Genomic DNA, 25,925 nt, shown 5'->3' with positions numbered 1-25,925 from the left:
TGTTTGGCGCGAACCTGTCAGGCCGCTCCCGGCACTTCCAGCACAAATGGCTGTCAGGGCGACAAAAAAGCAGAATGTCCCTGGCGGCGGAAGGAACGGAGCTTCGGCGGGACAATCTGTCCATGCCGCCGCCCGGGGCATCTGCCTGCTACCGGCTGCCGCCTTGCAACTTGCACGGGCAACCGACAGGATGGCCGGCGAACACGACACCACACCCCGACAGGACACCCCGCGTGACGCCTCCGGATTACCCCATCCTTCCCTCCCCGACCGATCCCCGCCTGACGCGTCGGATCTCCGGCACCGATCACACTGGCGCCGAGACAGAGATCTCGGTGGTCGAGGAACGCCCGCTCACGATCTTCCTCAACCGGCAGGAAATCGTCACCGCCATGACAATCGGCGACTACCCCGAATACCTGGCGCTCGGGTTCCTGCGGAACCAGGGCATGCTGCTGGACGACGACGAGGTCACCGGGGTCGATTTCGACGAGGAGATCGAGACCGTCGTGGTCCGCACCGCGCGCGAGACCTCCTACGAGGAGAAGATGCAGAAGAAGATCCGCACCAGCGGCTGTGCGGTCGGCACGGTCTTCGGCAACATGATGGAGGGGCTCGAGGGCCTCGCTTTGCCGTCGGCCGAGATCCGTACGAGCTGGCTCTACGCGCTGGCGAAGGAGATCAACACCACCCCTTCGCTCTACCTCGAAGCCGGGGCGATCCATGGCACCGTGCTTTGCCAGCGGGACAGGCCATTGGTCTACATGGAGGATGTCGGCCGGCACAACGCGGTCGACAAGATCGCGGGCTTCATGTTCCGTCACGGCGTGCCGGCGGAGGACAAGATCCTCTACACGACCGGGCGGCTGACCTCCGAAATGGTGATCAAGACCGCCCAGATGGGCATTCCGGCGCTGGTGTCCCGCTCGGGCTTCACCGCCTGGGGCGTCGAAATTGCCCGTCAGGTCGGGCTGACGCTGGTGGGCCGGATGCGCGGGCAGCGCTTCGTCTGCCTGTCCGGGGAAGAACGGCTGCTGCGCGACGCGGACCCGTCCGCCGTCTCGGAAGAGGCGTCGAAGCACCGGCGCAAGGCGGCCTACGATGGCTGATATCGCAGGGGTGATCCTCGCCGGCGGCCGCGCGACGCGCATGGGCGGTGGCGACAAGGGACTGCGGCCGCTGGGTGACCGCAGGCTGATCGACCACGTGATCGCCCGGCTGGCGCCGCAGGTCGGGGCGATGGCGCTCAATGCCAATGGCGACCCGGCGCGGCTGGCCGAGTTCGGCCTGCCGATCCTGCCGGACCCGATCGCTGGCCACCCCGGTCCGCTTGCGGGCGTGCTTGCCGGCCTGGACTGGGCCGCCGGCGCGGGCATCCCTGCCATCGTGACCGCCGCGGCCGACACGCCCTTCTTCCCGGAGGACCTCGTCGCCCGGCTTTCCGCCGCCGCCGGCCCCAAGGGCCTGGCGCTGGCCGGGTCCCGCGACAGCGACGGCAAGCTCTGGCGCCAACCCACCTTCGGGCTCTGGCCGGTGTCGCTTCGGCACGATCTGCGGGCCGCGCTGGAGGACGGGCTGCGCAAGGTCGTGCTCTGGACCGACCGTCACGAGGCCGGGCTCGCCGAGTTCGACGCCACGGCCCGCGACCCTTTCTTCAACGTAAACACCCCCGAGGACATCCGCGCCGCCGAGCGCCTGCTGGAGGCGCAATGAGGCTCTACGGGGTGAGCGGCTGGAAGAACGCCGGCAAGACCGGGCTGATGGAGCGGCTGGTCGCCGAGATCGCCGCGCGGGGGCACAGCGTGTCGACCGTCAAGCACGCCCACCACGACACCGATGTGGACCAGCCCGGACGGGACAGCTTCCGCCACCGGGAGGCCGGGGCGCGCGAGGTGCTGCTGGCCTCGCCCAACCGCTGGGCGCTTATGCACGAGCTGCGCGGCGCAGCGGAGCCGGCGCTTGACGAGTTGCTGGCCCGCATGTCCCCGGTCGACCTGGTCCTGATCGAGGGCTACAAGCGCGCGCCGCATCCGAAAGTCGAGGCCTACCGCCAGGAAACCGGCAAGCTGCCGCTCTCGGACGGCAACGACACGATCCGGGCGATCGCTTCCGATTGCCCTTTGCCGGATGCAACGCTCCCGGTCTTCGACCTCGACGACACAGCCGCCATCGCCGGCTTCATCCTGAAGGAGGTCGGCCTGTGAACTGCGACCGCGTCGCCATCGTGACCCGGGCGGAGGATGGCCTCTGGCTGGCCATCGCCACGTCTGGGAGCGTTACGGCCCATCGCTGCACTGACCCCACCGAAGCCGTCCGGATCCTCTCCGAGGCACCAGCCGGCGCGACCCTGCTCGGCGTGGACGACGCGCCCGAGGCCTGGCGTGAGCCATGCGGCCCTGAGGCCGCCACCTGGCCCGGCGCAACCTCCGCCCCCCTGCTCGTCGCCCGCATCGATCCGGCCCTGCTGGCGGCCGAAGCACATGCTTTCTCCGAAGCGCATCCCGGAACCACCCCGGCCGAAGCACATGCCCGGCAGATGGCCATGGCGCTGCTCGCGCTGTCCGAGGAAGGCGCCCTGCCCGACCTCCTCGCCGCCACGTCCGCACCGGTTCTTGGCGCCGACCACGCGCTGGACCTGCGCCGCGCCCTGCCCGCGACGCTGGAGCCGCCGCGGCTGCGGGACGATTGTTTCGCCATGCCGCAGGGCGTGGACTGGGTGCCGGTGGACGAGGCGCTGTCGCGGCTGCGGCAGGCTCTGATCCCCGTTGCCGGGATCGAGACCTGCGCCACGGCGGACGCGGGCGGAAGGATCCTGGCCGAGCCGTGCCGGGCCCGGCGCTCCAACCCGCCTTCGCCCAACTCCGCGGTCGACGGCTACGGCTTCGCACATGCCGCCACCGGTGCCGGGCCGCAGCGCCTGCCGCTGGTCGATGGCCGCGCCGCAGCCGGCCAACCCTATGGCCAGCCCGTGCCCGAGGGCGCCGCGATCCGCATCCTCACGGGGGCGATCCTGCCCGAGGGCGTGGATACGGTCGTACTGGAGGAGGACACGGCGAGCGATGGCGCTTCGGTCGTCTTCGACGGACCTGTGAAGCCACGCGCGAACACCCGCAAGGCGGGCGAGGACGTGGCCGAGGGCGACATGGCGCTGCAAGCGGGGCAGCGCCTCCGGGCGCCCGACCTGGCGCTGCTGTCCGCCCTCGGCATCGCGGAGGTCGCGGTGCATCGGCGCTTGCGGGTCGGCGTGCTGTCGACCGGAGACGAGATCGTCCCCTCGCCCGATCTGCCCGCCCAGCCGCACCAGATCTGGGACGCCAACCGGCCGATGCTGCTGCGCCTTGCCGAGGGCTGGGGTTACGCGCCGGTGGACCTCGGACACGTCGGGGACGACCCGAGGGAGATCGAACGCCGGCTGAATGACGGCGCGGAGCTGGCCGACGTGATCCTCACTTCCGGAGGGGCATCGGCGGGCGACGAGGACCACGTCTCGGCGCTGCTGTCCTCGCGCGGCACTCTGTCGAGCTGGCGGATCGCGCTCAAACCCGGTCGGCCGCTGGCGCTGGCCACCTGGCAGGGCGCGCCCGTCTTCGGGCTACCCGGCAACCCGGTCGCCGCGCTGGTCTGCGCATTGATTTTCGCCCGTCCCGCGCTGTCGCTCATGGCCGGCGCGAGCTGGGTCGAGCCGATGGGGTTCGACGTGCCCGCCGCGTTCTCCAAGTCGAAGAAGCCTGGCCGCCGCGAGTACCTCCGCGCCCGTCTGAATGCCTCGGGAGCGGCGGAGGTCTTTGCCTCCGAGGGCTCGGGCCGGATCAGCGGGCTCAGCTGGGCGACCGGGCTCGTAGAGCTGTCGGACGGGCCGATCACGGTCGAGCCGGGCACGCCGGTGCGGTTTCTCCCCTATGCGGGCTTCGGCATCTGACCCCGCAGGCGCGGCTTCGCGTGGAGACTAAAGAAAGTCCGGCAGCTCGTTGAGATTGGGGCGAATTTTTGCCTCGCTTAGCATTGCCTGAATCATACATCGCCGGCTGAGGGATCGACGGCAGGCAGCCAGATGCGGAACTCCGCTCCGCCCTCGGAACGGTTGCGGGCCGTGATCAGTCCACCGGCCCGCTGCACGAGCGTCTGCGAAATCGAGAGCCCCAGGCCCGTCCCTTCCGCCTGCTTGGTCGTGAAGAACGGATCGAACACCGCGCCAAGCCGGCCTTCGGGGATGCCCGGCCCGGTGTCCGCGACGCTCAGGCCTACGCCTGCGTGCCCGTCCCGGACCTCCGGCCGCAGCGACAGATCGATCCGGCCGCCCTGCTCCATCGCCTGCGCCGCGTTGACGATCAGGTTCACCACGACCTGCTGCAACTCGCCCAGATCGATCCGCACCGGCGGCGACGGGTCGAGGGCCTTTCGCACCTCGATCCCGCGACTCGAGATCTCGTGCTCGACGAAGACCAGGCAATCCTCGACCGCCGCACCGAGGTCCACCGTCTGGCCGCTGCCGGCGAAATCGCCGGGTCGCGCGAACTGCAGCAGCTTGCCGACGATGGTCTGGATTCGGGCCACCTGCCGGTCGATCAGGTCGAGCTCGGTCGCCACCGTCTCCGCTTCCGGCCCGAGGATCTCGTGGATCACGTCCACATTGCCCTGAATCACGGCGACGGGGTTGTTGATCTCGTGTGCCACGCCGGCGGTGATCTCGCCGATTGAGGCGAGCTTCTCGCTCATCACGAGTTGCTGGAAGGTCTCCTCCAGCTTCACGTTGGCCTCCCGCAGCTCTGAGGTCCGCTGCTCCACCCTCTCGTGCAGCACGTCGGCCCATTCGCGCAGCCTGCGGTCGCGGTCCTGCACCTGGTCCAGCAGGTCGTCGAGATGGGCCGCGACGAGGCCGATCTCGTCCCGGCTGCCGCGGTGGTTGTTGCGGGCCGACAAGTCACCCTGCCCGACCCGCCGCATCGTGTCGTTCATGCGCTCCAGCGGCGCGAAGATCCCCTTGGCCATCCACAGAAACACCGGCACCGAGAGCGCCAGCACCGCCGCGAAGGCCACCATCATCCACAGATATGCGGCCTTTTTGGCGGCGTCGAACGGCGCTTCCAGAAACCCCACATAAAGCATGCCGACCCGCTCGCCGAAGCTGTCGGTCAGCGGCAGGTAGCCGGAGATGTACCAGTCGTTGACCACGAAGGCGCGGTCGAGCCAGGTGTGGCCCTCCCCCAGCACCTCCCCGCGCACCGCTGCGGAAACCCGCGTACCGAGCGCGCGCACGTCCTCGAAGAGCCGCACGTTTGTCGAAATGCGCACGTCGTCGAGAAAGAGCGTCGCCGTGCCCTGCCGCTCGCCGCCGGTCACCGCGTTCAGGTAGACCAGCGCGTTGATCGAATCGATGAAGTCGAGGTTCCGGTTCAGCAGGATGCCGCCCACCAGAACGCCCGTCCGGCCGCCAAGCCGCACCGGGCTGGCTGCATGGACGACCATGCCACGGTCCTCGGCGAGCCGCGTGGTCGGCACGGCGGCCTCCGTCTCGATCAGCGGGATCCGGGCGCGCGCCGCAAGTTCGGGGGACAAGCCCGCGAGATCCGAAGCGCCGAAGATGTCGATCCGCGTGTCCGCCCGTCCGGCCAGCCCGGAGGCGATCACCGGCCAGTCATCCGCCACACCCGCGGCCTCATCGGCGGAGAGGTAATAGAGGAAATCCAGACCCATCTCCGCCTTTCGGCGTTCGAAGAAGGCGGCTGTCTCGTCACCGCCGCCGTCGAGCACCCGGGCGAACTCCGCGGATTCGGCCACGCCGCGAAGCTCGTCGCCCGTGCCGGCCATGATCCGGGACAGGTATTGCTCCGCGATCCTGAGGTCGCTTTCCACGTTGGCGATCAGAACCTTGTCGTAATCGGCTGTCCAGCGGGTCATCCCGATCAGCAGGAGCGCCGGCATCAACACGACAAGCGGCGCCAGCGCCAGCACGAGCAGGCGCAACCGGACGGAGCTCATGTGGGCATTCCCTGAGTCAGCATGCGGGTCAGACTACAGGCCGGAACCGGCGGCGGGCAAGCAGCAGACCCACGCGGGCGCGCCCGCGGGATGTAGCAGAAGTGTATCGGAGGGCTCTGAAATCGCGGCGAAAACGAAGCCGGAGACAAAGCCGGATTTCTGTCCTACAGTCCCGACAGGAGCCCACCGAGAGGCTCCACAGCAATTTCACAGGGAGTTTACGATGAGATCTAGCATAGTGTTGCCCGGCCTTGTGGCCGCCACGGCCCTGATGGCGTCGACCGCCAGCGCCGAAACCCTTCGCCTGTTGACTTGGGGCTCCTACGCGCCCGAGGAGCTGATCCAGAAATTCGAGGAGAAATACCCCGACATCACCGTCGAGGTCACCTTCTCCAACAACGAGGAGATGATCGCCAAGCTCCGCGCGACCGGCGGCGCCGGATTCGACCTGGCCCAGCCCAGCCACGACCGCATCTACGCCGCGCAGCTTGAATACGACATCTACAAGCCGCTCGACCTGTCCCAGATCAACACCGACATGATGTCGCCGGTGCACCTCGAGGCGGTGAAGGCCAACACCACGATTGACGGCAACGTCTATGGCGTGCCGCACCAGTGGGGCACCACCGGCCTGATGGCAGATGTCACCCAGGCGCCCGACGTGAACGGCTGGGAGGATCTCTGCGATCCGGCCTACCAGGGCAAGACCTCGATGCGGCTGAAGCGGACGATCCTGCTCGCCACGGCCTTCTCGATGGGCGAAGACCCCTTCGCGCTGTACTCCGACCTCGACAAGTACCAGGAACTGCTGGACAAGGTCGCGGACGAGCTGATCGCCTGCAAGGAGAACATCAAGGCCTATTGGCAGGGTGGCGACGACCTGTCGGCGATGATGCTCTCGGGCGAGATCGTCGCGGCTGAAACCTGGGATTCGACCGCCTACAAGCTCTACGACCAGAACCAGAACATCGTGTTCATCCCGCCAGAGACCGGCGCGCTGACCTGGATCGACACCTTCGCGATCCCCGCCAAGGGCAAGGCCGACGACGCCGCCTACAAGTGGATCAACTTCGTGCTCGAGCCGGAGAACATCACGATCATGTCGGCCAGCACCGGCGCCATCGCGGCGGTCAACGGCGGCGCGGACCTGCTGCCCGAGGACAAGAAGGCGGCGGTGAACGCGGCCTTCACGCAAGCGGACATCGACAACCTGAAGTTCTTCGCCAACATTCCGCCGGGTGTCGAGGACATGGAAGGCAAGACGCTGGAGAAGATCAAGGCCGCCACCGGAGGCTGACCTGACACGACCGGAGCGGCGCCCTTTGCGCCGCTCCGACCCCTTCCCCGAAAATTCAAGACAAGACACGGGACGCCATGACCGCAGCGGACGCCTATGACCTCGAATGCACGGGGGTGAGCAAGGATTTCGGAGACTTTCGCGCCGTCGACGATGTCTCCTTCCGGATTCCGAGCGGCACCTTCTTTTCCATTCTGGGGCCGTCGGGCTGCGGCAAGACCACGCTGATGCGGATGATCGCGGGTTTCGAGGATCCGTCTGCGGGCGAGATCAGCATCAAGGGAAAGTCCGTGCTGTCGGTGCCGCCGAACAAGCGCAACGTGAAGATGGTGTTCCAGCACCTCGCGCTGTTCCCGATGATGAATGTCTACGAGAACATTGCCTACGGGCTGCGCTGCGCCGGGGCCTCCAAGGACGAGATCGCGCGCAAGGTGGCCGACGTGCTGGAGCGCGTCGCCCTGCCCGACCTCGCCCGGCGGGAGATCCACCAGCTCTCGGGCGGACAGAAGCAGCGCATCGCGATCGCCCGCTGCATGGCGCTGAATCCCGACGTGCTGCTGCTCGACGAGCCGCTGGGCGCGCTCGACCTCAAGCTGCGCGAGGCGATGAAGATCGAACTCAAGCTTTTGCAGAACCAGTTCGACACCACCTTCGTCTACATCACCCATGACCAGTCCGAGGCGCTGGTCATGTCCGATTACGTCGCCGTCATGAATGCCGGCCGCTTCGAGCAGGTCGGACGGCCGGAAGAACTCTACCACGCGCCGGAAACTGCCTTCGTGGCCGGGTTCGTGGGGGACTCGAACCGCTGGCAGGGGCGTGCCGTCGATGTGCAGGGCGGCGAGGTCAAGGTCGAGACCGAGGCCGGCCTGACGGTAGTCGGCACCCCGCGCGGCGCGCGTGAGATCACCCCCGGCGCGGCCGTCGAGGTGTTCATCCGCCCGGAGTTCGTCACCGCGAGTCCGCTGGATGCCGCGCCCCCGCAGCCTGCCGCCGAGAACACGGTGCGCGGCAAGGTCGACGGCGTGCTCTTCAACGGCGCCAACAGCCGCGTCCTGGTCCGCGGCCCTGCGGGCGACCTGATCGAGGCCGATGTCGTCGTCACCGGCGGCCCACAGGACCTGCGGGAGGGCGACGCGGTGCGGCTCGACTGGGCAAGCGCCCAGACCATGTGTTTCGCCAGTTGAGGAGCAGGTCATGTCCGCCGATGCCAAACGCCTGTCGCTGATCCTGCTCTTCGCACCCTTCGCTCTGTGGATCTCGCTGCTGATCATCCTGCCGCATATCGGGATGGTCGCCCTGTCGCTGCGCGAGAAGGTGGCGCCGCGGGTCTACGAGTTCGGCTTCGGCAACTACATCGACTTCATCAACGAGCCGATCTACTGGAACACGCTGCTGCGCACGGGCTCGATGTCGCTGCTCGTGACCGTGCTGGCGCTGCTGATCGGCTTCCCGGTCGCCTATTACATCGCCAAGATCGCCGGGAAGCGGTCGCGTGGCGCGCTGTTCCTGATGTGCCTGATCCCGCTCTGGGTGAGCGACCTTATCCGGGCCTTCGGCTGGATCCTGCTGCTGCGCGAAACCGGCGTGGTCTCCAGCGTGCTGATCTGGAGCGGCATGACCACCGAGGGCATCGAGTTCCTCTACAACGACGTGACGGTGGTCGTCGGGCTCGTCTACACGGTGATCCTGTTCATGATCGTGCCGCTGGTGTCGACCCTCGACGGTATGGGCGACGACATGATCGAGGCCGGCTACAACCTCGGCGGCAACACCCTGACCGTGCTCAGGCGGATCATCATCCCCTACGCCATGCCCGGCATCGTCGCCGGCTGTATCGTGGTCTTCATGCTGACGGCCGGCAGCTACCTGACGCCGATCCTGCTCGGCGGCAAGAATTCGAGCTGGTTCACCGAGCAGATCTACGACCAGTTCATCACCCGTTTCAACTGGGAGTCCGGTGCGGCCTTCGGGATCCTGCTGCTGGCGTTCACCTCCTTCGTTGTCTGGCTCGGCCTGCGCCTCAGCGGCCAGTCGCTCGCCAACACCGTGGCGAAGACCTGAGGAGCGGCGCATGGCAAAGGCAAACACAAATCGCGCGCTGATGTTCGGCTACAGGTCCTATGTGGTGGCCTTCTTCATCTTTCTCGCCGCTCCGCTGGTCGCGGCGGGCAGCTTCGCCTTCAACGACTCGCTCTTCCCCGCCCTGCCCTGGCAAGGCTTCACGCTGGACTGGTTCTTCAACGACACCGAACCCAAGCTCGGCATGTTCCACGACCGGCGGCTGCTGCGCGGTCTCTACTATTCCTTCGTGATCGCGCTGATGGTCTCCGCGCTCTCGGTCGCGGTCGGCACCACCAATGCCTTCCTCTTCGTGCGCCGTGATTTCCCGTTCAAGAACGTCTTCTACATCATGATGATCGTGCCCCTGGTGATCCCCGGCGTGATCCTCGGCATCTCCATCCTCGTGCTGGCGAGCAACATCGCCAATTCGATGGAGAACCGGTTCGAGCTGGAGCTCGAATTCCTGCGGCCGGGGCTCTTCCTCGTCGTGATGGGGCAGTTCTCCTTCATCACGACGATCACCTCGCTGGTCATCACGGCCCGCCTGCGCAAGTTCGACCAGTCGCTCGAGGAAGCCGCCCTGAACCTCGGCGCGGGCCACGCGCGGGTGCTGCGCACGATCACCCTGCCGTTCCTGCGGCCGGCGATGATCGCGGCGGGGATCGTCGCCTTTCTCGTCTCCTTCGAGAACTTCAACACCACGCTGTTCCTCGTGGGGTCTGAAAGCCCGCTCACGATCACCATGTACGACCGCATGGCCAAGGTCGGCTCGACGCCGGTTCTGAATGCTGTCTCCTTCTTCCTGATGGTCGGCTCGGGGATGCTGGCGCTGATCTCGGTCGCGGTGCAGCGCCCGCCGCGATCCGACTAGGCCCATGCCTCGCACCTCCGCCTTTGCCCCGGACTACAAGGCGGCCCCCTATTGGTGGGAAGCGAGCCCACCGGACACCGCCACGGGCGTTTCCCTTCCGGCAGAGGCCGATGTGGTCGTCGTGGGCTCCGGCTACACCGGGCTGCACGCCGCGCTTCAGACGGCCCGCGCCGGGCTCGGCACGGTGGTTCTGGAGGCCGAAACGCCGGGCTGGGGGTGCAGCACGCGCAACGGCGGGCAGGTCTCCACCAGCGTGAAACCCTCCTTCGCGGCGCTCTCGGCGCGTTTCGGCGCGGAGGTTGCCGAAGCGATCCTGCGGGACGGGCAGGCCTCGCTGGACTTCACGCAGGCGTTCATCGCCGAGGAAGGGATCGACGCCGATTTCCGGAGCGTCGGGCGCTTCCACGGGGCACATCTCGCGAGCAGCTACGACCAGCTCGCCCGCAGCATCGCCGCCCCGAACCCGGCCTTCGAGACCGGAGCCTACATGGTGCCGCGCGCCGAGATGTCGGCGGAGCTGGGGACGGAGGCCTACCACGGCGGGGCGGTCTTTCCAAAGCACGCGAGCCTCGATCCGGGGAAGTACCACGCCGGGCTGCTCGCGCTCTGCCGGGCGGCGGGGGTGCGGATCGTGCCGACCTGCCGGGCCACCGAGCTGGAGCGGCTGGACGCGGGTTTCCGGCTGCGCACCGAACAGGGCGCGATCAGGGCCGGGAAGGTCGTGCTCGCCACCAACGGCTACAGCGGACCGCTGTCGCCCTGGCACCTGCGGCGGGTCATTCCCATCGGCTCCTATGTCATCGCCACCGAGCCCGTCGCCCCGGTCCTGATGGACCGCCTGTTCCCGACCGACCGTGTGCTATCGGACACCCGCAAGCTGGTCTATTATTACCGCCCCTCGCCTGACAGGACGCGGGTGCTGTTCGGTGGGCGGGTGTCGCTGGCGGAATCCGATCCGGACAGGAGCGGACCGATCCTGCTCGCCGAGCTGATCCGGCTCTTTCCCCAACTCGAAGGCACCCGCATCGGCCATTCATGGGCCGGCACGGTCGCCTACAGCTTCGACACGCTGATGCATTGCGGCGAGGATGCCGGGCTGTTTCACGCCATGGGCTATTGCGGCTCCGGCGTCGGGATGGCCGGCTACCTCGGCATGAAGATCGGCCGGCAGGCGGCCGGGCTGGACGGGGGCGAGACGGCCTTCGACCGCATCCCGCACCCGACCCGGCCGTTCTACTCCGGATCGCCGTGGTTTCTCGCGCCCTCGGTGCTGGTCTACCGCATCCGGGATCGTTTCGGCTGGTAGCCGGCGGTCAGTGGATGCGCACGCCCTGGCGCTGCAATTCCGCCTGAACCGCGCCCAGATCGACCTCCGCGAAATCGCGTCCGGACTTCACCGCCAGCGCAGCGGCGACGCCCGCCCCCTGCCCCACGACCGCGCAGCAGGACATGTTGCGCGTGGCCGCATGGGCGATCCGGTCGCCCCCGGTCGACCGGCCTGCCACCAGCAGGCCCTTGACCCGTTGCGGCAGCATCGAGCGATAGGGCAGCTGCATGTAGCGCCCGGTCGTGGGCAGGATCAGGATGCCGTAGCCGTCGATGAACTCTGGATAGATCCCGATCGAATCCTCGAACCGCCCCTGCTCGCGCACGTCGGTCTCGGTCATGTTGTAGGCGGCGTCGATCTTGCGCGTGTCGCGAATGCCGATGGTCATGCCGAAATTCCTCAGTCGTGCGCCCTCGCAGCCCGGCATGAAGCGCCGGAGCGCCTCGACCGCCAGCATCGCCTGCCGCCGCCCCTCGATCTCGCCGCGGGTGAGGCTGTCGGGATCGGTGCCATCCACCTCGTCTAGGTGGATCAGGTTCATGTAGGTCAGCTCGCCCGTGTCGTGCATCGCGCCCCAGGTGCCGGCGATGGTGTTCAGATGCGGCGGGATCAGCCCTTCCTCGATGGCCCGGTCGAAGGGCTTCTTGATGAAGGGCGAAAACATGTCGTCCTCCTTGCCGGAGGTCTCGATGGTCCATTCGCCACCGCCGCCCCAATCCTTGTAGGTCTGCGGATCGGCCTTGATCCCCTCCATGAAGGCCCGCTTGTCGACGCCCGCGAGGTGGAACATCACGGAAGCCGCCATCATCTTCTCCGGGGGCGTCATCAGGGTCGGAGCGCCGGCCCGGTGGGCGACGTCGGCGTCGCCGGTGGCGTCGATCACCAGCTTGCCGAGGATCGCCTCGCGCCCTGCCTTGGACTCGGTGATGATCCCGATCACGCGGTCGCCGTCCATCACCGGCGCGACGAACTGGCGGTGCATCATCGGCCGGATGCCGGCCTCCTCGACCAGACGGTCGGCGACGATCTTGAAGCCCTCGCTGTCCAGCTCGTAGCTCAGCGACTGGCTCTCGGGCACCGCGGCGCCCATGTCCCTTGCGCGGTCCTCGAACTCGCGCCCGATGCCGCCGGCCTCGATGGTGGCTTCGTGGCGATACCAGGCAAAGCCCTCGACCCCGACCGCGGTGATGTTGCCGCCGAAACAGCCGAAGCGCTCCACCAGCGCCACCTCGACGCCGGCCCGCGCGGCCGCAAGCGCGGCAGCCAGCCCGCCGGGGCCGGAGCCGACCACGATGACATCGGTTTCGTGGATGACATCCACGCTGCGGGCGGGTTCGGTGATCTGGCGCATGGGGGCTCCTGTGTGGCCGGCGCGAATCCGGGCCACCGGCGCGCCCACGTTAGGTGGCCGGATCACGGCTTGGCAACTGCCGTTGAACGCGCCGCGCGCAGTCCCTCAAGGACGCGCCTCTGCCCCCTCGCAGCCGTCCAGCAGGCGCCCCCGCACCCAGGCCTGCGATGCGGCCTCGAACATCTCGGCCCAGCTCGAGAAGGCCGTGGTCTCGCGCACGATCCTCTCCCACTCCGCATCCGGGATGCGCGCCAGTGCCGCCTCGTCCACCCGCGCCTCCCCGGCCAGCGCGAACATCGCGGCGACCGACGGCAAGGACGTAAAGGCCGTCATGAAGTCAGGCGTCAGCAATTGCACGAGCGACACCGTCTCCTCCGCCCGCAGGCGTTGGGCATTGGCCATGATCCTGTCGATGTTGTTGTAGATCAGGTCGCGGGCGGAGGTGGCACTGCTCATCGTTTCTCCTTTGGTCGGGTCGGTGTGGCGGGCTCGGCAGCTTGCCCCCTAGCGCATGTGCAGGCCGCCGTTCACGTCGATGCTCTCGCCGTTCACGAAGTCGTTCTGGATGACGAACCGGATCGCGTCGGCGATGTGCTCGGCCACGCCATTGCGCTTGAGCGGGTTGGCCTCGGCCCAGGCGGCCATCATCTCGGGCGTGGCGGCCTTTTCGTGGAAAGGAGTGTCGATCACGCCGGGCGAGATCGAGTTGACGCGGATGTCGGGCGCCAGCTCCTTGCACCAGCCGCGGGTCAGCGAATCCACCGCGCCCTTGGCACTGCCATAGATCGTCGCGCCTGGCGCGCCGTGGCGCGAGGCAACGGAGGTGAGGTTGACGATGCAGGGGTTTGTGCCCCGCCGCAGCAGCGGAATCGACAGCGAGGTGATCTTCATCAGCGAGAACACGTTCAGCGCGTAGATCTCCTCCATCAGGCGCCACTCCAGCCCGTCGACCGGCTGCCGCCGGATCAGGCCGCCGGCGTTGTTGATCAGGACGTCGAGCGTGTTGGTCAGCTTGGCGATCTGGCGGAACAGGTCGATGCAGGCGATCTCGCTGGTGATGTCGCACTGAAGGAGGTGCACCTTGGCAACGTCCGACAGCTCCGCCTTCAGCGCCTCGGCCTGCTCCACCGAGCGGTTGTAGACGAGAAACAGCTCGTTGCCCGGGGCCAGCAGTCGCGCGGTCGCCGCGCCGATGCCTGTGCTCGCGCCAGTGATCAGAAGTTTCGACATTGCCTGGTCCTTTCCGTTATCAAGTTCCGCTGTCCGGCAAGTGCCTGCCGTCCGGCGTTCCGAAGAGTTTCGTCAGGTACATCACCAGGAAGAACACCGAGACGACGGTCATGTAGAGCCCGGCTGCCGGCATCACGACGTAGAACAGCTTTCTCGGGATCTGGAAGACCGGCGACGCCGCGCTGGCCTTGACCACCAGCGACCAGGCGAACCAGGTGAAGGCCGACAGGAAGAAGATGTTGATGCACTCGATCACGCTGAGCAGCACGTATTTCGCGCGCGTGCCCTCCAGCAGCGCCTCCACGAGGTCGATCTTGGGGTGATGCTGGTTGCGCCACAGCACGGCGGCGGTGGCAAAGACGATCCAGGCGAAGCTCAGCTCGACGATCTCGTCGAACCACCCCATCGAGAAGACGGGAAAGAACCGCAGGATCACGTTCAGCGACAGCAGCACGAAGAGCAGACAGAGCAGCGAGACGGCCATCACGCGCAGGACCCGGATCAGGAGGCTGTCGATCTTGAGGATGAAATCCAGCATCGCCTACTCCATCAACCAGACTGTGGACAGGGACACCGCCGGAACAAACGCCACCAGCAGCAGCACGACGAAGATCCCGAGGATGTAGGGCGCCACTTCGCGGCTGAGGGCGGTGATCTTGACGTTGCTGATCGAGGCGACCGCGTAGAGGCACATGCCGACCGGCGGGCTCAGGAGCCCGATCATCGAGGCGAGGATCATCACCACGCCGAACTGCACCGTGTCCATTCCGATCAGGTCGATCACCGGCATGAAGATCGGCACGCAGATCAGGATCACCGCGATCCCTTCGAGGAACATGCCGAGCACCAGCAGCGCCCCGATGATGATGAGCAGCAGGAGCGCCGGGGATTGCGTGACCGTGGTGAGGCCAGAGACCATCGCCTGCGGCACCTGGTTCATGGTGAGCACCCAGGCGAAGAAACCGGCGGTCGCCATGATGAACATCACACGCACCGTGTGGAGCAGCGTGTCCTCGAGGATGTGCCAGAGCTTGGCCCAGGTGAGTTCGCGGTAGACGAGGCCGCTGAGAGCGAGGGCGTAGATGCAGGCGATCACCGCGGCTTCGGTGGGCGTGAACCAGCCGCCGAGGATGCCGCCCACGATGATGATGGGCGTCAGCAGCGCCAGGAACGCCTCGCTGAAACTCTGCCGCAGCTCGCTTCCGGGCAGTTTCGGGCGGCGCGGGTAGTTGCGTTTCCTGGAGATGAAATAGACGGCGACCGCCATCGCGATGCCCATCAGCAGGCCGGGAACGATCCCGGCGACGAAGAGCTTGCCGACCGAGACACCGGTCATCGATCCGTAGATGACGAAGGGAATGCTCGGCGGGATGACCGGCCCGATCGTGGAACTGGCAGCCGTCACGGCGGCGGCGAATTCCGGATCGTAGCCGTCATCGACCATTGCCTTGACCTCGATCTTGCCGAGCCCGGCGGCATCGGCGACGGCCGCGCCGGACATGCCGGAAAAGATCAGCGAGGCGAAGATATTCACCTGCCCCAGCCCGCCCCAGTAGTGGCCGACCGCGGCCTTGGCGAAGCGGAAGATTTTTTCGGTAATCCCGCCGGTGTTCATCAGGTTGCCGGCCAGGATGAAGAAGGGAATGGCGAGCAGGGTGAATCCGGTCGTGGAGGAATACATCCGCTGGGCCATGAGCCCGAGGGCCGGCAGGTTGTCCTGCATCGCGACCAGAGAGATGGCGCCAAGCGCGATCGCGACCGGAACGCCCATCATGATAAGGAAGACAAGGCCCACGAAGATGAGCGTCGGCGACATCTGACCCTCCTGAATTGCGGGAAACCTGACGGCCCGGACGGGCCGCCAGGCGGTGGTGTCAGAGCATGTCGAGGAAGGCTTTCAGGTTGTCCTCGCCGGCGTACTTGCCGATGGCCTCGTAGGCCGGGTCCATCTTCGCCTTGAAGAGTTCGCGGTCGGGATAGGTGACCTTCATCCCCTGCGCTTCCAGCTCCGAGATCAGCTTCTCGTCCTCTTCGGTCATCAGCTCGCGCATCAGGTTGCCGGCCGCGGCGCTTTCTTCCTTCAGGATCGCCTGCTGCTCGGGCGTCAGCTTGTCCCAGCTGCTCTTGGAGACGACACTCACCATCGAGTTGTAGACGTGCTGGGTGATCGCCAGGTTGTCCTGCACTTCGTAGATCTTGTTGTGGAAGATCACGGAGAGCGGGTTCTCCTGCCCGTCGACCACGCCCTGCCGCAGGGCCAGGTACAGCTCGTTGAAGGCCAGCTGCGTGACGTTGCCGCCGAGCGCGGACATGGCGGCCTGAAGCTGGAGTTCAGGCGGTGTGCGCAGCTTGAGCCCCTCGACATCCTCGGGCACGTTCACGGGACGCACGCCGTTGGTCAGGTTCCGGAAGCCCCAGTCCCAGTTGGACAGGTAGACAAGCCCCTGCGCCTCCAGGTCCGGCCCGGCCCATTCGATGAAGGGCCCGTCGAGCACCTCATAGACGTGCTCACGGTCGCGGAACGCGAAGGGCGTCATGACGGTCGCGAACTTCTTGGAGTACTTGTCGAGGTGCCCCTGCGTCGGCAGCGACATGTCGATCGCGCCGAGCACGTTCTGCTCCAGCACCTCGTCGGGCGAGCCGAGCTGGTTGGCGGGGAAGATCGTGATCTTGACCTCGCCGTTGGTCCGCTCGGCCACGCGGTCGGCCATCTGCTGGGCTGCGACATTGGCGGGGTGGTCGATCTCGGCGTAGTGGCCGAGCTTGAGCGTCACCTCGGCCTGTGCGGCGCCCAGAGCGATCACGCTCAGAGCGGCGCCGTAGGCCGTGGCCTTCATCATCGTCGACAGCATTCCCATGGTTTCCTCCCTTGAAGTGCCGATACGTGGTGTCTGTGGGGTGTCAGGTCAGGGCGGTCAGTCCTCGATGTTGTTCTTGGCGGGATAGGTCCCGTCGGGGTTCGGCATCGTGCCGTACTGCGCCATCTTCGCCAGGTGCTCCGGCCGGTGCGGCGCGAAAATGTCGATCGCCTTCATCCCGGTTTCGGTCTTGCCGCCATGCGGGACGTTCGACGGGTGCACCGCCACGTCGCCGGCCTTCATCGGCATGAGCTGGCCATCGATGATGTGATCCTCGGTGCCCTCGGTCATGATCATGATCTGCTCGCACTCGTGGTGATGGATCGGGAAGGTCGCCCCCGGCGGGTTCTCGATGAAGCTCACCATGATGTTGTCGCCAAGCAGGAACCGGGTGCTGATCCCCTGGTCCTCGACGATCGGCGTCAGCGGCAAATCCTTGATGGTGTAAACGTACTGCTTTCTCTCGCTGCCCATGGGCGTGTCTCCCTGTCTCGCCGGCCGTCGGGGATCGGGCCCGCTTGGCGTCACAATTCATAAATGAATGCCATGCGTCAAGTATGAATTATCGATTTCGACGCGACGACGCGTCTCATGACTCCAGATAAACTCCAGATAAAAGCGGTCAGGCAGCGACCACGCCCTCCGCTTCCAGATGCCACATCAGGGACTTTCAGACATGTTTTCAGACAGTTGCGCTAGAACGCCCCTCTCGCACCGCGCCAAGCACCAATTTCATATACAAGCTCCATTGCCTGCATATAAAATCTTGATACTTTGAGGGCGAAGATGACCACCACTTGGCCAGACACACGGCTCCATGTCCGGTCGACCTTGCCGCGAGACATGCCGCGCAGTACTGGCTTGAGAGACCATGGAACCGGCCGGGAAACATGCCATGACAGAACAGAGCGCCGCGACGGATCAAACCGACAAGTACCGGGCCCCCGCCCTGGAACGCGGGCTGGATGTCGTGGAGTTGCTGAGCATCCGCGACGAGCCCATGTCCAAGAAGGAGATCGCCGACGCCCTGGGTCGGTCGGTGAACGAACTGTTCCGGATGCTGGTCGTGCTGGAGCGCCGCAACTACATCGCGCTCGAGAAGGGCACCGGCAAGTACCGGCTGACCCTCAAGATGTTCGAACTTTCCAACAAGCACCCGCCGATCGAACGGCTTCTCAGCGCCGGAAGGCCCGAACTGGCGGAGCTTGCCGAATTGACCCAGCAATCGTGCCACATCGCCGTCTATCACGACGGGGCGATGCTGATCGTCGCCAAGCAGGACAGCCCCTACAAGATGGGCTTCTCGATCCGGCAGGCTGCCCGCATCGACGTCCACGGATCGGGCTCCGGCCTCGCCATGCTGGCCTTCAAGACCCCGGAGCAGCGCCGCGCGATCCTCGCGGCGACCACCGCGACACCGGAACAGGCCCAGAGCGCGCTGTCGCAGATGGACACGATCCGCCGCCAGGGCTTCTTCTTCGGTGCGAGCCCGCAGGTGAGCGGCATCACCAACATCAGCTACCCGGTGTTCAACTCGCAGAGCGAGGTCGAGGCGGTTCTGACCATGCCGTTCCTGACGCTCAACTCGGACAGCCTGCACCACCAGGTCGTGAGTTTCGAGGATTCGCGCAACGCGGTCGCCCGGTCGGCGGCAAACCTCATGGCGGCGATCGGGGGAAGGCTCCCCGACACGCCGTCCGAGACGTGACCGCCCGCGAGGCAATCGCGGACGGCAGCAAGAACTAGCGGCGTCGGAGCAGGCCGCCCGGACGCCGGTTCCAGGAAGGAGTGGCTACATGAAAGCGCTGGTCTACACAGGCCCGAACCGGGTCGAGGTGCAGGATATCCCCGTCCCCGAGGGGCGCAGCGGGCAGGCGAAGGTGCGGATGCGCTATTGCGGTGTCTGCGGAACGGATATCGGCATCTTCGCCGGCAAGCACCCGCGCGCCAAGGCGCCGCTGGTCCTCGGGCACGAGTTCGTCGGCACCATCGAGGAGGTGCGGGACGGCTCCGGAAAGTTTGCGCCCGGCGACCGGGTGGTCGCCTATCCGCTGATCTCCTGTGGCGAATGCCAGCCCTGCCGCACCGGGCACCCCCATGTCTGCAAGACCCTCAAGCTCATCGGCATCGACCGGGACGGCGGCATGGCCGGTTACGCCTGGATCGACGAAAACGTGCTCTTCAAGGTGCCGGACACCCTGAGCGACGAGATCGCCGCGCTGGTGGAACCCCTTGCCGTGATCGTCCGCTCGCTCCACCAGGCCCGTTTCAACCTGCTCGACACCACCGTCGTCACCGGCGCCGGACCGATCGGCGTGCTGACCGCGATCGTGCTCAAGCACTCCGGCGCCTCGCGCATCGTGATCTCCGACGTCGACCAGGCCCGGCTCGACCTCTGCAGGAGCTTTGGTTTCGAGACGGTGAACGTCGCAAAGGACAACCTCGTCGAGCATATCGATGCCACGACCGACGGCGAAGGCGTCGACATCGTCTTCGAATGCTCCGGCGTGGAGAGCGCCGCGGCCGAGATGACCCGCCTCGCCCGCGTCGGCGGCACGATCTGCATGACCGGCATCCACAAGGCGCCGCGCTCCGTCGACCTGCGCGACATCAATTTCAAGGAGCAGATCCTGATCGGATCGCGCGTCTATACGAAGCGCGAGTTCGAGATGTCCGTGGCCTATGCGGAGACGCTGGCCGAGGACCTCGCCAAGGTCGTCACCCAGACCGTGCCGCTGAGCGGGGCCGCGACGGTGTTCGACATGATTGCCGACCCTGCGGTGAACGCTGTGAAGGTGCTCGTCGATTGCGAGGCGTGACGCGGGTGCCCGGCCGCTCCGGCATCGCATTCCCGCCGCTCCCATGGCCGGCGCCCCCATTGGCCGCCGCCCCAGAGTCCGGACAACGAAGGAAGACCCGATGAAGATTGTCGTCGCCGATTGCGACCACGAGTCGATGGAGATCGAAAAGAAGATTCTCGCCGAGGCGGGGCTCGATTACACGCATTTCGCCTGCCGCACCGAAGAAGACCTGATCACGCAATGCGCGGGGGCGAATGTCATTCTCACACAGTACGGCCCCTTCACCGACCGGGTCCTCGCCGCGCTCCGGCCCGATCTCGGGCTGGTCGTGCGCTACGGGGTCGGCGTCGACACCGTTGATCTCGACGCGGCGACGCGACACGGCGTTCAGATCTGCAACGTGCCCGATTACGGCATGTACGAGGTGTCGGACCATGCGCTCGGGCTGATGATGGCGCTGGTGCGCAAGATCCCGATGATCGCGGCCGCCACGCGCCGGGGCGAGTGGGATTACCGGATGGCGATTCCGGTTCGACGGATCAAGGACATGACGGTGGGCGTTCTGGGCGTCGGCCGGATCGGCCGGCTCTTTGCCGAGAAGGTCGCGGCCCTTGGCAGCCGGGTGGTTCTCTGCGACCCCTACAAGCCAGGGCTGTGCGAGCTTCTGCCCGGCGCCGAGCAGCTGACCTTTGACGAGATGATCGCGATCGCCGACGTGGTCTCGATCCATTGCCCCCTGTCGGAGGAAACCCGCGGCATCATCGGCGCGGCCGAGATCGCGCGCATGAAGCCCGGTGCGATCATCCTCAACACCGCGCGCGGCGGCATCGTCGACGAGGACGCGCTGGCCGAGGGTCTTGCCTCCGGCAAGCTGGGCGGGGCCGGGATCGACACGGTGGAGTCCGAGCCTCTGGCGGCTTCCTCGCCCCTGCTCTCCTTCGAGAACTGCATCGTGACGCCCCACATGGGCTGGTATTCCGAGCAATCCGCGCAGGAACTCAAGCGCAAGGTCGCCGAGGAAGCCGTCCGCTTCGCGCGTGGCGAGCCGCCCGCCTACCCGGTGAACCAGCTCGCGCCAGAGGCCTGAAAACACTTCGGCACGCCCTTCCGGTACCCGCTATGCCAACGAAGGAATGCCGGCCCCGCCCGGCGGGCGTGCGATCAGTGCGGTGCGCAGGTTCTTCGCATGGCGTTCCACCAGTCGGATCTGCCGTTTCCGGCTGGGGATCGTTGCCGCGGGCTCCGGGCACCAGGCCGCGTCGGCCATCTCGGGAAAGAGCGTGAGGATCTCCTCGCGGGCGGCGGGCGACAGCGCCTTGAGCGCGACCGGGCCGGCGAGGAGCGCCTCCGTCGGCGCGCCGTTGGCTGTTACCACCACGTGCTCGTCGAAGAGCATGTGGAAGTACCGGACACCTTTCATCTCCGGCTCGATCTCGATCCCCGGAAGGGCCGTCAGGCGGATCGCGCTGACCAGCACGCCGTGCGCATGAAACATCCGCTGTGCGATCTTCGAGCTCACCAGCATGCGATGTTGGCGCGAGGTCCGGAGGTCAGCATCGGGCAGGCCGTGGCCGAGCGCGCCCGCCCGGATACGGATCGGACGCAGCTTGGGGTTCTGCGCCATCTCTTCCGCCGTCACCCGCCGCGACCCGATCCAGCGGATCGGCAACGGCCCCTTGCTGGTGGAGACAACGTCGCCGGGCGCGAGATCCTCGATCAGGCGGCTCCCCGACGGCGTCTCGATCCGGGTGCCATCGGCCAGGCAGACCATGATCGAGATGTCATCGACCAACGCCCCATAGCTGTCGTTCGGCCCGATCTGCGTCAGCCGGAGCGTGTAGTCTCCGGCCGCGGGAAAGGTGATCTCGAAGCTGTAGGTCACGAAATCCGTCGTCGTTGGAAGGATCGTCTCGCTGAGAATGGCGTTTCCGTCCGAATCGAGCAGCTCCACCGTGAAACCGTCCGTCCCGGCCTCCACCGGACCGGTCGCCCGCAGCGCGGCATCGAAGACCAGATCGGTTGTCACCGGATCGCTGACCGAGAAGGTCTGCTGCATGACGGTGATCTCGGTTCGGCCGCCGTTCATTTCCGCGACCCGGTCGGTCGACCCGTTCCGCTGGTAGGTGTTCTCGGTGTGATGCGCCTCGATGTCGGTTCCAGACCAGCCGCTGGCCTTGTCATCGAAGCTTCCGTTCACGATCAACTCTATCGCCACCGCGCGCGTCTCCTTTGCACTCGATCCCAGCTGTACCGGTACGGAGTGAGGAAAAAGCTAATGCCGATGGCGAAAGCGGGGTGGAACCCGTGCGCTTCGAGAGGGAGGGATTGCCGAAGCCGGGCAGGCGCGACAGGGCGACACCGGGGAAGCAGCGTCCATGCCAGAGAGCCGGGCCATGACGCGCACATGCCCCGACCGCGGGGCAGCACGAGGCAACGGAAGGATAATGACTTGAGGCATGCACCGCGGCCCGCCGGAAAACGGCGGGCCCCGGCAAGCGGTCAGCTCAGGACTTCCCTTTCCAGGGCACCAGAACGCGCTCGGCCATCCGCATCAGGATATCGATCCCGTAACCGATGATGCCGATCAGGATGATGCCCATGATCACGATATCGGTAAGCTGGAACTTCGAGGCCGCGATGATCATCATCCCCGCGCCTTTCTGGGCGGCGACCAGTTCGGCCGCGACCACCGTGCCCCAGCAGACGCCCATCGCGACACGCGCGCCGGTGAAGATCTCGGGCAGGGAATTCGGCACGATGATATGCGTCAGCACCTGCCGCTTGTTCGCGCCGAGCGAATAGGCCGCGTGCACCTTGCTGATGTTGACGCCCGAGACGCCTGCCCTTGCCGCGATGGTCATGATCCAGAGCGCGGCGAGGAAGAGGAGCACGATCTTGCCGGTTTCCCAGATGCCGAACCAGATGATCACCAGCGGGATCAGCGCCAGCGGCGGAACCGGACGCATGAACTCCACGATCGGGTCGAACCAGCCGCGGAACCAGCCGGAGAGGCCCATCGCATAGCCGAGCGGAATCCCGACGAGCGAGCCGAGAATGAAGCCGGCGATGACCCGCAGAAGCGACCAGCCGAGATGCTCCCAGAGGGTGAAGTTCTGATAGCCTTCGGAGGCGATCTCGACGAAGCGGGCGACCACAGCCTCGGGCGAAGGCATCCAGATCGGCTCCATCTGCAGCCCCTTGGCCGGCTCGAAGTTGAGCGACCCCTTGGCGGTCATCGTGACCTTTCCGTTCTCCACACGCACCGTCTCGCCCGGAGCGATCGGGGTGCCGTCGATCGCCGTGACAGAAGCCCCCTCGCCATCGTTGCCGGTGGCCCGGATGAGCGTCGAACGCCAGGCGCCGACCGCAACGATGTCGTCGGCCGCGAAGCCGTCGCCGGGAGCGATCTCCGGCACGTCGACCTTATCGCCGACCTCGTGGACGATCACTTGGACGACCGCATCGTCCGTGGCGCCCGACGCGTCCGTGGCCGTGTAGCTGAAGCTGGTGTCGCCGATGAACGGGCCCGGCATGTGGATCGGGACCCACTTGGAGCCGGTGAACGCGCCCCAGATCAGAAAGATGACCAGCACCGAGATGATCGAGCCGGCGCGGTCCGGGCGGATCGCGCTCTCGTCCCCGAAGGTCACGGTCTTGAGCGAGTTGTAATCGTGCTCCGACTGCATCAGGCCGCGCACGAAGTGCACCACCATGTAGGAGCCGGCGAAGAGCGCGATATACAGGATGAGGATGATCCAGCCGGTCATTTCGCCGTCTCCGAACGTCCCATGATTTCCTCTTCCATCTCCCAGATCATCGACAGGATCTCGTCACGGGTCTCGGAAAAGCCCTCGCTCTTCTTGACCTCGCGCAGGTCCGCATCGACGCCCCTGTCGGCGAAGGGAAGGTTGTATTCGCGATAGATCCGTCCCGGCCGCGGCGCCATCACGATCAGCCGCTCACCAAGCAGCAGCGCCTCCTCGACCGAGTGGGTGATGAGGATCACCGTCTTGCCGGTCTCCTTCCAGAGCTTCAGGACCAGCCCCTGCATCTTCTCGCGGGTCAGCGCGTCGAGCGCACCGAGCGGCTCGTCCATCAGGATCACGTCGGGATCGTTGGCGAGGCAACGCGCCAGCGCCACCCGCTGCTGCATCCCGCCGGAGAGTTCATAGACGGCCTTTTCCTTGAAATCCCGCAGGCCAACCGTCTCCAGCAGGTGGTCCACGATCACGCGCCGCTCCGGTTGCGGCATACCCTTCATCCGCAGGCCGAAACTCACGTTCTTGCGCACGCTCATCCATTCGAACAGCGCGCCCTTCTGGAACACCATGCCGCGTTCCGCATCCGGCCCCTTCACCACGTGGCCATTCATCCGCACCCGGCCGCTCGTCGGGGCGAGGAAGCCCGCGAGGATGTTGAGCAGGGTGGTCTTTCCGCAGCCCGATGGGCCGAGAACCGACACGATCTCGCCCGTCTTGATTTCCAGCGAGACGTCCTTCAACGCCTGGACATGCGTCTTGTCGGGCAGATCGAAGCGCATGGAGATGTTCTCGATATGAAGGCCGTCCATCGTGCGGCGCTCTCCTTTCGGTTCGCGGGTGGAAAGTGGGGGGCGGCACCGGCAAGCGCCGCCCCGTGTGGCTCACATGCCGCTGGCGGCGGTCAGCGGTCCGGTGTTCACGGCGTCGGAATAGGTGTCCAGCGCGGCGTCGATGCTGCCGGCTTCCTTGAACACGCTCGCCACGCCCAGCATGAACTCCTGGGCGCCGCCGCCGAGCCATTTCTCGCTCAGCTGTTCCTCGACCGACGGGAAGACGAAGGTGTCGATCGTCTCCCGGGTCGCCTCGAGGTCCATGCCGGCGTCCTTGGCGATGACCTCGAGCATCTCGTCGGTCTTCTCGCCCGAGTTCCACATGGCGTTCGCATCCGCGGTGACCTGCAGGAACGAGGACAGAAGCTCGGCGTTCTCGGCCGCGAAGCTGGCAGGCACCGAGGTCACGTCGAACACCAGAATGCCCAGTTCCTCCTTCTCGGCGCCGGTGAGAAGGACGTTGCCGTGCTCTTTCATGCGCCGCAGCGCACCGCCCCAGCCGCAGACCATGTCCAGGTTGCCCTGGGCAAAGGCCGCCGCGCCATCCGGCGGCGCCATGTCGACGATCTCCATCGTCGTGATGTCGACGCCGAAGTGGTTCATCTGCTTGAGGAAGCCGTAATGGGCGGCGGTGCCGATCGGAACACCGACCTTCTTGCCCTCGAGTTCCTTGGCGCTGTCCTTGTCGATCTCCAGCGCTTCGGCGACGACGCAGTTGTCGTTCTCCGAATAGCTGACGGCGACGTCGACGATCTGCAAATCCTGCCCGGCCGAGGTGGCCACGACGAAGGGCGGCACGCCCTGGCTGACGGATATCTGGACGTCGCCGGAGGCCATGGCGGCCGACATCGCGGTCCCGGCATCGAAGGAGACCCAGTTGACCGTCACGCCCATCGCCTCGTCATAGAGACCCATGGACTTCGCATACTGGAACGGCATCGGCCATTCGAGGAAGTAGCCCACGGTGATCTCGTCCATCGCCGCGGCGGCGTTGGCGGACAGCGCCATGGCGCTGCCGGCGAGGAGGGCCTTGAGTGACATCTTCATCTGTAGTGCTCCCTGTTGGTGGAGTGATGCACGGCCTTGCGTGCGTTGGTTATGGGGCGTCGCGCCCCTTCGGTCCCGGTTCCCGGAACCGCCTGCCTGCGAAGCATTGCACAGCGCAGGCAACCTGCAAACCTTCGGCTCGAAGGCGTCCGGTTCAACGGCCGCCGCCGCAGAACGCTGCGGATGGCGCCAGGCGGCGGCGAAATGGGGGACCGGATCCACCGATACCGCCGCCCTGCGCCGCGACATCACCCGCCCCGGGGCAGCACCCGACAGGGGCGGCCGCACCGCCGCAAGAAGCCACCCGGTGACTTGAACCATCCAGAAACGCCCCTGTTCGCCTTGCCTGCATGTCACCCCTGCTCCGCGATCCGCTTTCGCCGGCGTGCCATGCGCTTCTTGCAAATCGAGCTTAGAGACCCGCATAGGTCTGGCAACAACGCCCGCCATCTGGACTTATGCGATCTCCCGATTTGGCCCTATCACCTGCTTGAACTTCGTGCAGATGT

Annotated in this window: 24 protein-coding genes; 12 read left to right on the top strand and 12 right to left on the bottom strand. The window is 66.3% G+C overall.

Going from position 1 to position 25,925, the window contains the following annotated elements:
- Positions 1-233 precede the first annotated feature (233 nt).
- From CHB86_RS03120 to CHB86_RS03105, 4 genes are read left to right on the top strand one after another with little or no spacing between them, the layout of a single operon-like run.
- Positions 234-1,109: a formate dehydrogenase accessory sulfurtransferase FdhD gene (locus tag CHB86_RS03120; protein ID WP_245837713.1), complete on the top strand. Its 876-nt coding sequence runs from the start codon at positions 234-236 to the stop codon at positions 1,107-1,109.
- The gene (gene mobA / locus CHB86_RS03115; RefSeq protein ID WP_089231171.1) at positions 1,102-1,713 is read left to right on the top strand and encodes a molybdenum cofactor guanylyltransferase MobA; all 612 of its coding nucleotides are present in this window, start codon (positions 1,102-1,104) and stop codon (positions 1,711-1,713) included. The genes CHB86_RS03120 and mobA overlap by 8 nt, the downstream gene beginning before the upstream one ends.
- The gene (gene mobB / locus CHB86_RS03110; protein ID WP_089231169.1) at positions 1,710-2,204 is read left to right on the top strand and encodes a molybdopterin-guanine dinucleotide biosynthesis protein B; all 495 of its coding nucleotides are present in this window, start codon (positions 1,710-1,712) and stop codon (positions 2,202-2,204) included. Before mobA ends, mobB begins: the two co-directional genes overlap by 4 nt.
- A complete protein-coding gene (locus CHB86_RS03105) occupies positions 2,201-3,919 on the top strand; it encodes a molybdopterin-binding protein (protein WP_245837712.1) in 1,719 nt (572 codons plus the stop codon). The genes mobB and CHB86_RS03105 overlap by 4 nt, the downstream gene beginning before the upstream one ends.
- 92 nt (positions 3,920-4,011) lie before the next feature.
- On the opposite strand, the gene CHB86_RS03100 is transcribed toward CHB86_RS03105, so the two are convergent.
- Positions 4,012-5,979 carry a sensor histidine kinase gene (locus CHB86_RS03100; RefSeq protein ID WP_089231168.1) on the bottom strand — a complete coding sequence of 656 codons (1,968 nt, stop codon included), beginning with the start codon at positions 5,977-5,979 and terminating at the stop codon, positions 4,012-4,014.
- A 223-nt stretch (positions 5,980-6,202) separates the two neighbouring features.
- Here CHB86_RS03100 and CHB86_RS03095 point away from each other — a divergent pair, with 223 nt between their 5' ends.
- From CHB86_RS03095 to CHB86_RS03075, 5 genes are all read left to right on the top strand, one after another.
- A complete protein-coding gene (locus CHB86_RS03095) occupies positions 6,203-7,276 on the top strand; it encodes an extracellular solute-binding protein (protein ID WP_089231166.1) in 1,074 nt (357 codons plus the stop codon).
- 77 nt (positions 7,277-7,353) lie between these two features.
- On the top strand, positions 7,354-8,463 hold the full coding sequence (locus CHB86_RS03090) for an ABC transporter ATP-binding protein (protein ID WP_089231164.1): 1,110 nt from the start codon (positions 7,354-7,356) through the stop codon (positions 8,461-8,463).
- A 10-nt stretch (positions 8,464-8,473) separates the two neighbouring features.
- The gene (locus CHB86_RS03085) at positions 8,474-9,340 is read left to right on the top strand and encodes an ABC transporter permease (RefSeq protein WP_089231163.1); all 867 of its coding nucleotides are present in this window, start codon (positions 8,474-8,476) and stop codon (positions 9,338-9,340) included.
- 10 nt (positions 9,341-9,350) lie between these two features.
- The gene (locus CHB86_RS03080; RefSeq protein WP_089231161.1) at positions 9,351-10,211 is read left to right on the top strand and encodes an ABC transporter permease; all 861 of its coding nucleotides are present in this window, start codon (positions 9,351-9,353) and stop codon (positions 10,209-10,211) included.
- A 4-nt stretch (positions 10,212-10,215) separates the two neighbouring features.
- A complete protein-coding gene (locus CHB86_RS03075; protein WP_089231160.1) occupies positions 10,216-11,517 on the top strand; it encodes an NAD(P)/FAD-dependent oxidoreductase in 1,302 nt (433 codons plus the stop codon).
- A gap of 7 nt (positions 11,518-11,524) precedes the next feature.
- Here the strand turns inward: CHB86_RS03075 and CHB86_RS03070 are convergent, their stop codons facing one another.
- The 7 genes from CHB86_RS03070 to CHB86_RS03040 form a co-directional block, all read right to left on the bottom strand.
- Positions 11,525-12,889 carry an FAD-dependent oxidoreductase gene (locus CHB86_RS03070; RefSeq protein ID WP_089231159.1) on the bottom strand — a complete coding sequence of 455 codons (1,365 nt, stop codon included), beginning with the start codon at positions 12,887-12,889 and terminating at the stop codon, positions 11,525-11,527.
- Positions 12,890-12,994: 105 nt separating this feature from the next.
- Positions 12,995-13,345, bottom strand: coding sequence for a hypothetical protein (locus CHB86_RS03065; RefSeq protein WP_089231157.1), 351 nt, complete (start codon positions 13,343-13,345; stop codon positions 12,995-12,997).
- Positions 13,346-13,393: 48 nt separating this feature from the next.
- Positions 13,394-14,119, bottom strand: coding sequence for an SDR family NAD(P)-dependent oxidoreductase (locus tag CHB86_RS03060; protein ID WP_089231155.1), 726 nt, complete (start codon positions 14,117-14,119; stop codon positions 13,394-13,396).
- Between the two features lie 19 nt (positions 14,120-14,138).
- Positions 14,139-14,657, bottom strand: coding sequence for a TRAP transporter small permease (locus CHB86_RS03055; protein WP_089231153.1), 519 nt, complete (start codon positions 14,655-14,657; stop codon positions 14,139-14,141).
- Positions 14,658-14,660: 3 nt separating this feature from the next.
- Complete coding sequence (locus tag CHB86_RS03050; RefSeq protein ID WP_089231151.1) at positions 14,661-15,935, bottom strand: TRAP transporter large permease; 1,275 nt, start codon at positions 15,933-15,935, stop codon at positions 14,661-14,663.
- A 58-nt stretch (positions 15,936-15,993) separates the two neighbouring features.
- Positions 15,994-16,977 carry a TRAP transporter substrate-binding protein gene (locus tag CHB86_RS03045; RefSeq protein ID WP_217898253.1) on the bottom strand — a complete coding sequence of 328 codons (984 nt, stop codon included), beginning with the start codon at positions 16,975-16,977 and terminating at the stop codon, positions 15,994-15,996.
- A 57-nt stretch (positions 16,978-17,034) separates the two neighbouring features.
- Positions 17,035-17,451, bottom strand: a complete 417-nt coding sequence (locus CHB86_RS03040; RefSeq protein WP_089231149.1) for a cupin domain-containing protein — start codon at positions 17,449-17,451, stop codon at positions 17,035-17,037.
- A 421-nt stretch (positions 17,452-17,872) separates the two neighbouring features.
- Between CHB86_RS03040 and CHB86_RS03035 the strand changes: the two genes are divergently transcribed.
- From CHB86_RS03035 to CHB86_RS03025, 3 genes are all read left to right on the top strand, one after another.
- Positions 17,873-18,685 (top strand): IclR family transcriptional regulator, encoded by an 813-nt coding sequence (locus tag CHB86_RS03035; protein WP_176442748.1) that lies wholly within the window; start codon positions 17,873-17,875, stop codon positions 18,683-18,685.
- An 88-nt stretch (positions 18,686-18,773) separates the two neighbouring features.
- Positions 18,774-19,796 carry a zinc-dependent alcohol dehydrogenase gene (locus CHB86_RS03030; protein WP_089231145.1) on the top strand — a complete coding sequence of 341 codons (1,023 nt, stop codon included), beginning with the start codon at positions 18,774-18,776 and terminating at the stop codon, positions 19,794-19,796.
- 100 nt (positions 19,797-19,896) lie between these two features.
- Positions 19,897-20,865: a C-terminal binding protein gene (locus CHB86_RS03025; protein ID WP_089231143.1), complete on the top strand. Its 969-nt coding sequence runs from the start codon at positions 19,897-19,899 to the stop codon at positions 20,863-20,865.
- A gap of 30 nt (positions 20,866-20,895) precedes the next feature.
- Here CHB86_RS03025 and CHB86_RS03020 read toward each other — a convergent pair whose 3' ends face one another.
- From CHB86_RS03020 to CHB86_RS03005, 4 genes are all read right to left on the bottom strand, one after another.
- Positions 20,896-21,993, bottom strand: a complete 1,098-nt coding sequence (locus CHB86_RS03020; protein WP_245837711.1) for a Hint domain-containing protein — start codon at positions 21,991-21,993, stop codon at positions 20,896-20,898.
- Positions 21,994-22,282: 289 nt separating this feature from the next.
- Positions 22,283-23,545, bottom strand: coding sequence for an ABC transporter permease subunit (locus CHB86_RS03015; RefSeq protein WP_089231139.1), 1,263 nt, complete (start codon positions 23,543-23,545; stop codon positions 22,283-22,285).
- Positions 23,542-24,348 (bottom strand): taurine ABC transporter ATP-binding protein, encoded by an 807-nt coding sequence (locus tag CHB86_RS03010; RefSeq protein ID WP_089231137.1) that lies wholly within the window; start codon positions 24,346-24,348, stop codon positions 23,542-23,544. Before CHB86_RS03010 ends, CHB86_RS03015 begins: the two co-directional genes overlap by 4 nt.
- 72 nt (positions 24,349-24,420) lie before the next feature.
- Positions 24,421-25,416 carry a taurine ABC transporter substrate-binding protein gene (locus tag CHB86_RS03005; RefSeq protein WP_089231136.1) on the bottom strand — a complete coding sequence of 332 codons (996 nt, stop codon included), beginning with the start codon at positions 25,414-25,416 and terminating at the stop codon, positions 24,421-24,423.
- Positions 25,417-25,925 lie beyond the last annotated feature (509 nt).

The organism is Tropicimonas sediminicola, from assembly GCF_900188335.1.
Classification (GTDB): domain Bacteria; phylum Pseudomonadota; class Alphaproteobacteria; order Rhodobacterales; family Rhodobacteraceae; genus Tropicimonas; species Tropicimonas sediminicola.
Note: the sequence above shows the minus strand (reverse complement) of the source record. Positions and strands in the feature narration are given on the sequence as shown.

What these genes read in the sequence shown, in the direction of transcription:
- mobA (WP_089231171.1), top strand. Translation starts at nt 1,102, where the DNA reads ATGGCTGATATCGCAGGGGTGATCCTCGCCGGCGGCCGCGCGACGCGC.
- mobB (WP_089231169.1), top strand. Translation starts at nt 1,710, where the DNA reads ATGAGGCTCTACGGGGTGAGCGGCTGGAAGAACGCCGGCAAGACCGGG.
- CHB86_RS03100 (WP_089231168.1), bottom strand. Translation starts at nt 5,979, where the DNA reads ATGAGCTCCGTCCGGTTGCGCCTGCTCGTGCTGGCGCTGGCGCCGCTT.
- CHB86_RS03095 (WP_089231166.1), top strand. Translation starts at nt 6,203, where the DNA reads ATGAGATCTAGCATAGTGTTGCCCGGCCTTGTGGCCGCCACGGCCCTG.
- CHB86_RS03090 (WP_089231164.1), top strand. Translation starts at nt 7,354, where the DNA reads ATGACCGCAGCGGACGCCTATGACCTCGAATGCACGGGGGTGAGCAAG.
- CHB86_RS03085 (WP_089231163.1), top strand. Translation starts at nt 8,474, where the DNA reads ATGTCCGCCGATGCCAAACGCCTGTCGCTGATCCTGCTCTTCGCACCC.
- CHB86_RS03080 (WP_089231161.1), top strand. Translation starts at nt 9,351, where the DNA reads ATGGCAAAGGCAAACACAAATCGCGCGCTGATGTTCGGCTACAGGTCC.
- CHB86_RS03075 (WP_089231160.1), top strand. Translation starts at nt 10,216, where the DNA reads ATGCCTCGCACCTCCGCCTTTGCCCCGGACTACAAGGCGGCCCCCTAT.
- CHB86_RS03070 (WP_089231159.1), bottom strand. Translation starts at nt 12,889, where the DNA reads ATGCGCCAGATCACCGAACCCGCCCGCAGCGTGGATGTCATCCACGAA.
- CHB86_RS03065 (WP_089231157.1), bottom strand. Translation starts at nt 13,345, where the DNA reads ATGAGCAGTGCCACCTCCGCCCGCGACCTGATCTACAACAACATCGAC.
- CHB86_RS03060 (WP_089231155.1), bottom strand. Translation starts at nt 14,119, where the DNA reads ATGTCGAAACTTCTGATCACTGGCGCGAGCACAGGCATCGGCGCGGCG.
- CHB86_RS03055 (WP_089231153.1), bottom strand. Translation starts at nt 14,657, where the DNA reads ATGCTGGATTTCATCCTCAAGATCGACAGCCTCCTGATCCGGGTCCTG.
- CHB86_RS03050 (WP_089231151.1), bottom strand. Translation starts at nt 15,935, where the DNA reads ATGTCGCCGACGCTCATCTTCGTGGGCCTTGTCTTCCTTATCATGATG.
- CHB86_RS03045 (WP_217898253.1), bottom strand. Translation starts at nt 16,977, where the DNA reads ATGGGAATGCTGTCGACGATGATGAAGGCCACGGCCTACGGCGCCGCT.
- CHB86_RS03040 (WP_089231149.1), bottom strand. Translation starts at nt 17,451, where the DNA reads ATGGGCAGCGAGAGAAAGCAGTACGTTTACACCATCAAGGATTTGCCG.
- CHB86_RS03035 (WP_176442748.1), top strand. Translation starts at nt 17,873, where the DNA reads ATGACAGAACAGAGCGCCGCGACGGATCAAACCGACAAGTACCGGGCC.
- CHB86_RS03030 (WP_089231145.1), top strand. Translation starts at nt 18,774, where the DNA reads ATGAAAGCGCTGGTCTACACAGGCCCGAACCGGGTCGAGGTGCAGGAT.
- CHB86_RS03025 (WP_089231143.1), top strand. Translation starts at nt 19,897, where the DNA reads ATGAAGATTGTCGTCGCCGATTGCGACCACGAGTCGATGGAGATCGAA.
- CHB86_RS03015 (WP_089231139.1), bottom strand. Translation starts at nt 23,545, where the DNA reads ATGACCGGCTGGATCATCCTCATCCTGTATATCGCGCTCTTCGCCGGC.
- CHB86_RS03010 (WP_089231137.1), bottom strand. Translation starts at nt 24,348, where the DNA reads ATGGACGGCCTTCATATCGAGAACATCTCCATGCGCTTCGATCTGCCC.
- CHB86_RS03005 (WP_089231136.1), bottom strand. Translation starts at nt 25,416, where the DNA reads ATGAAGATGTCACTCAAGGCCCTCCTCGCCGGCAGCGCCATGGCGCTG.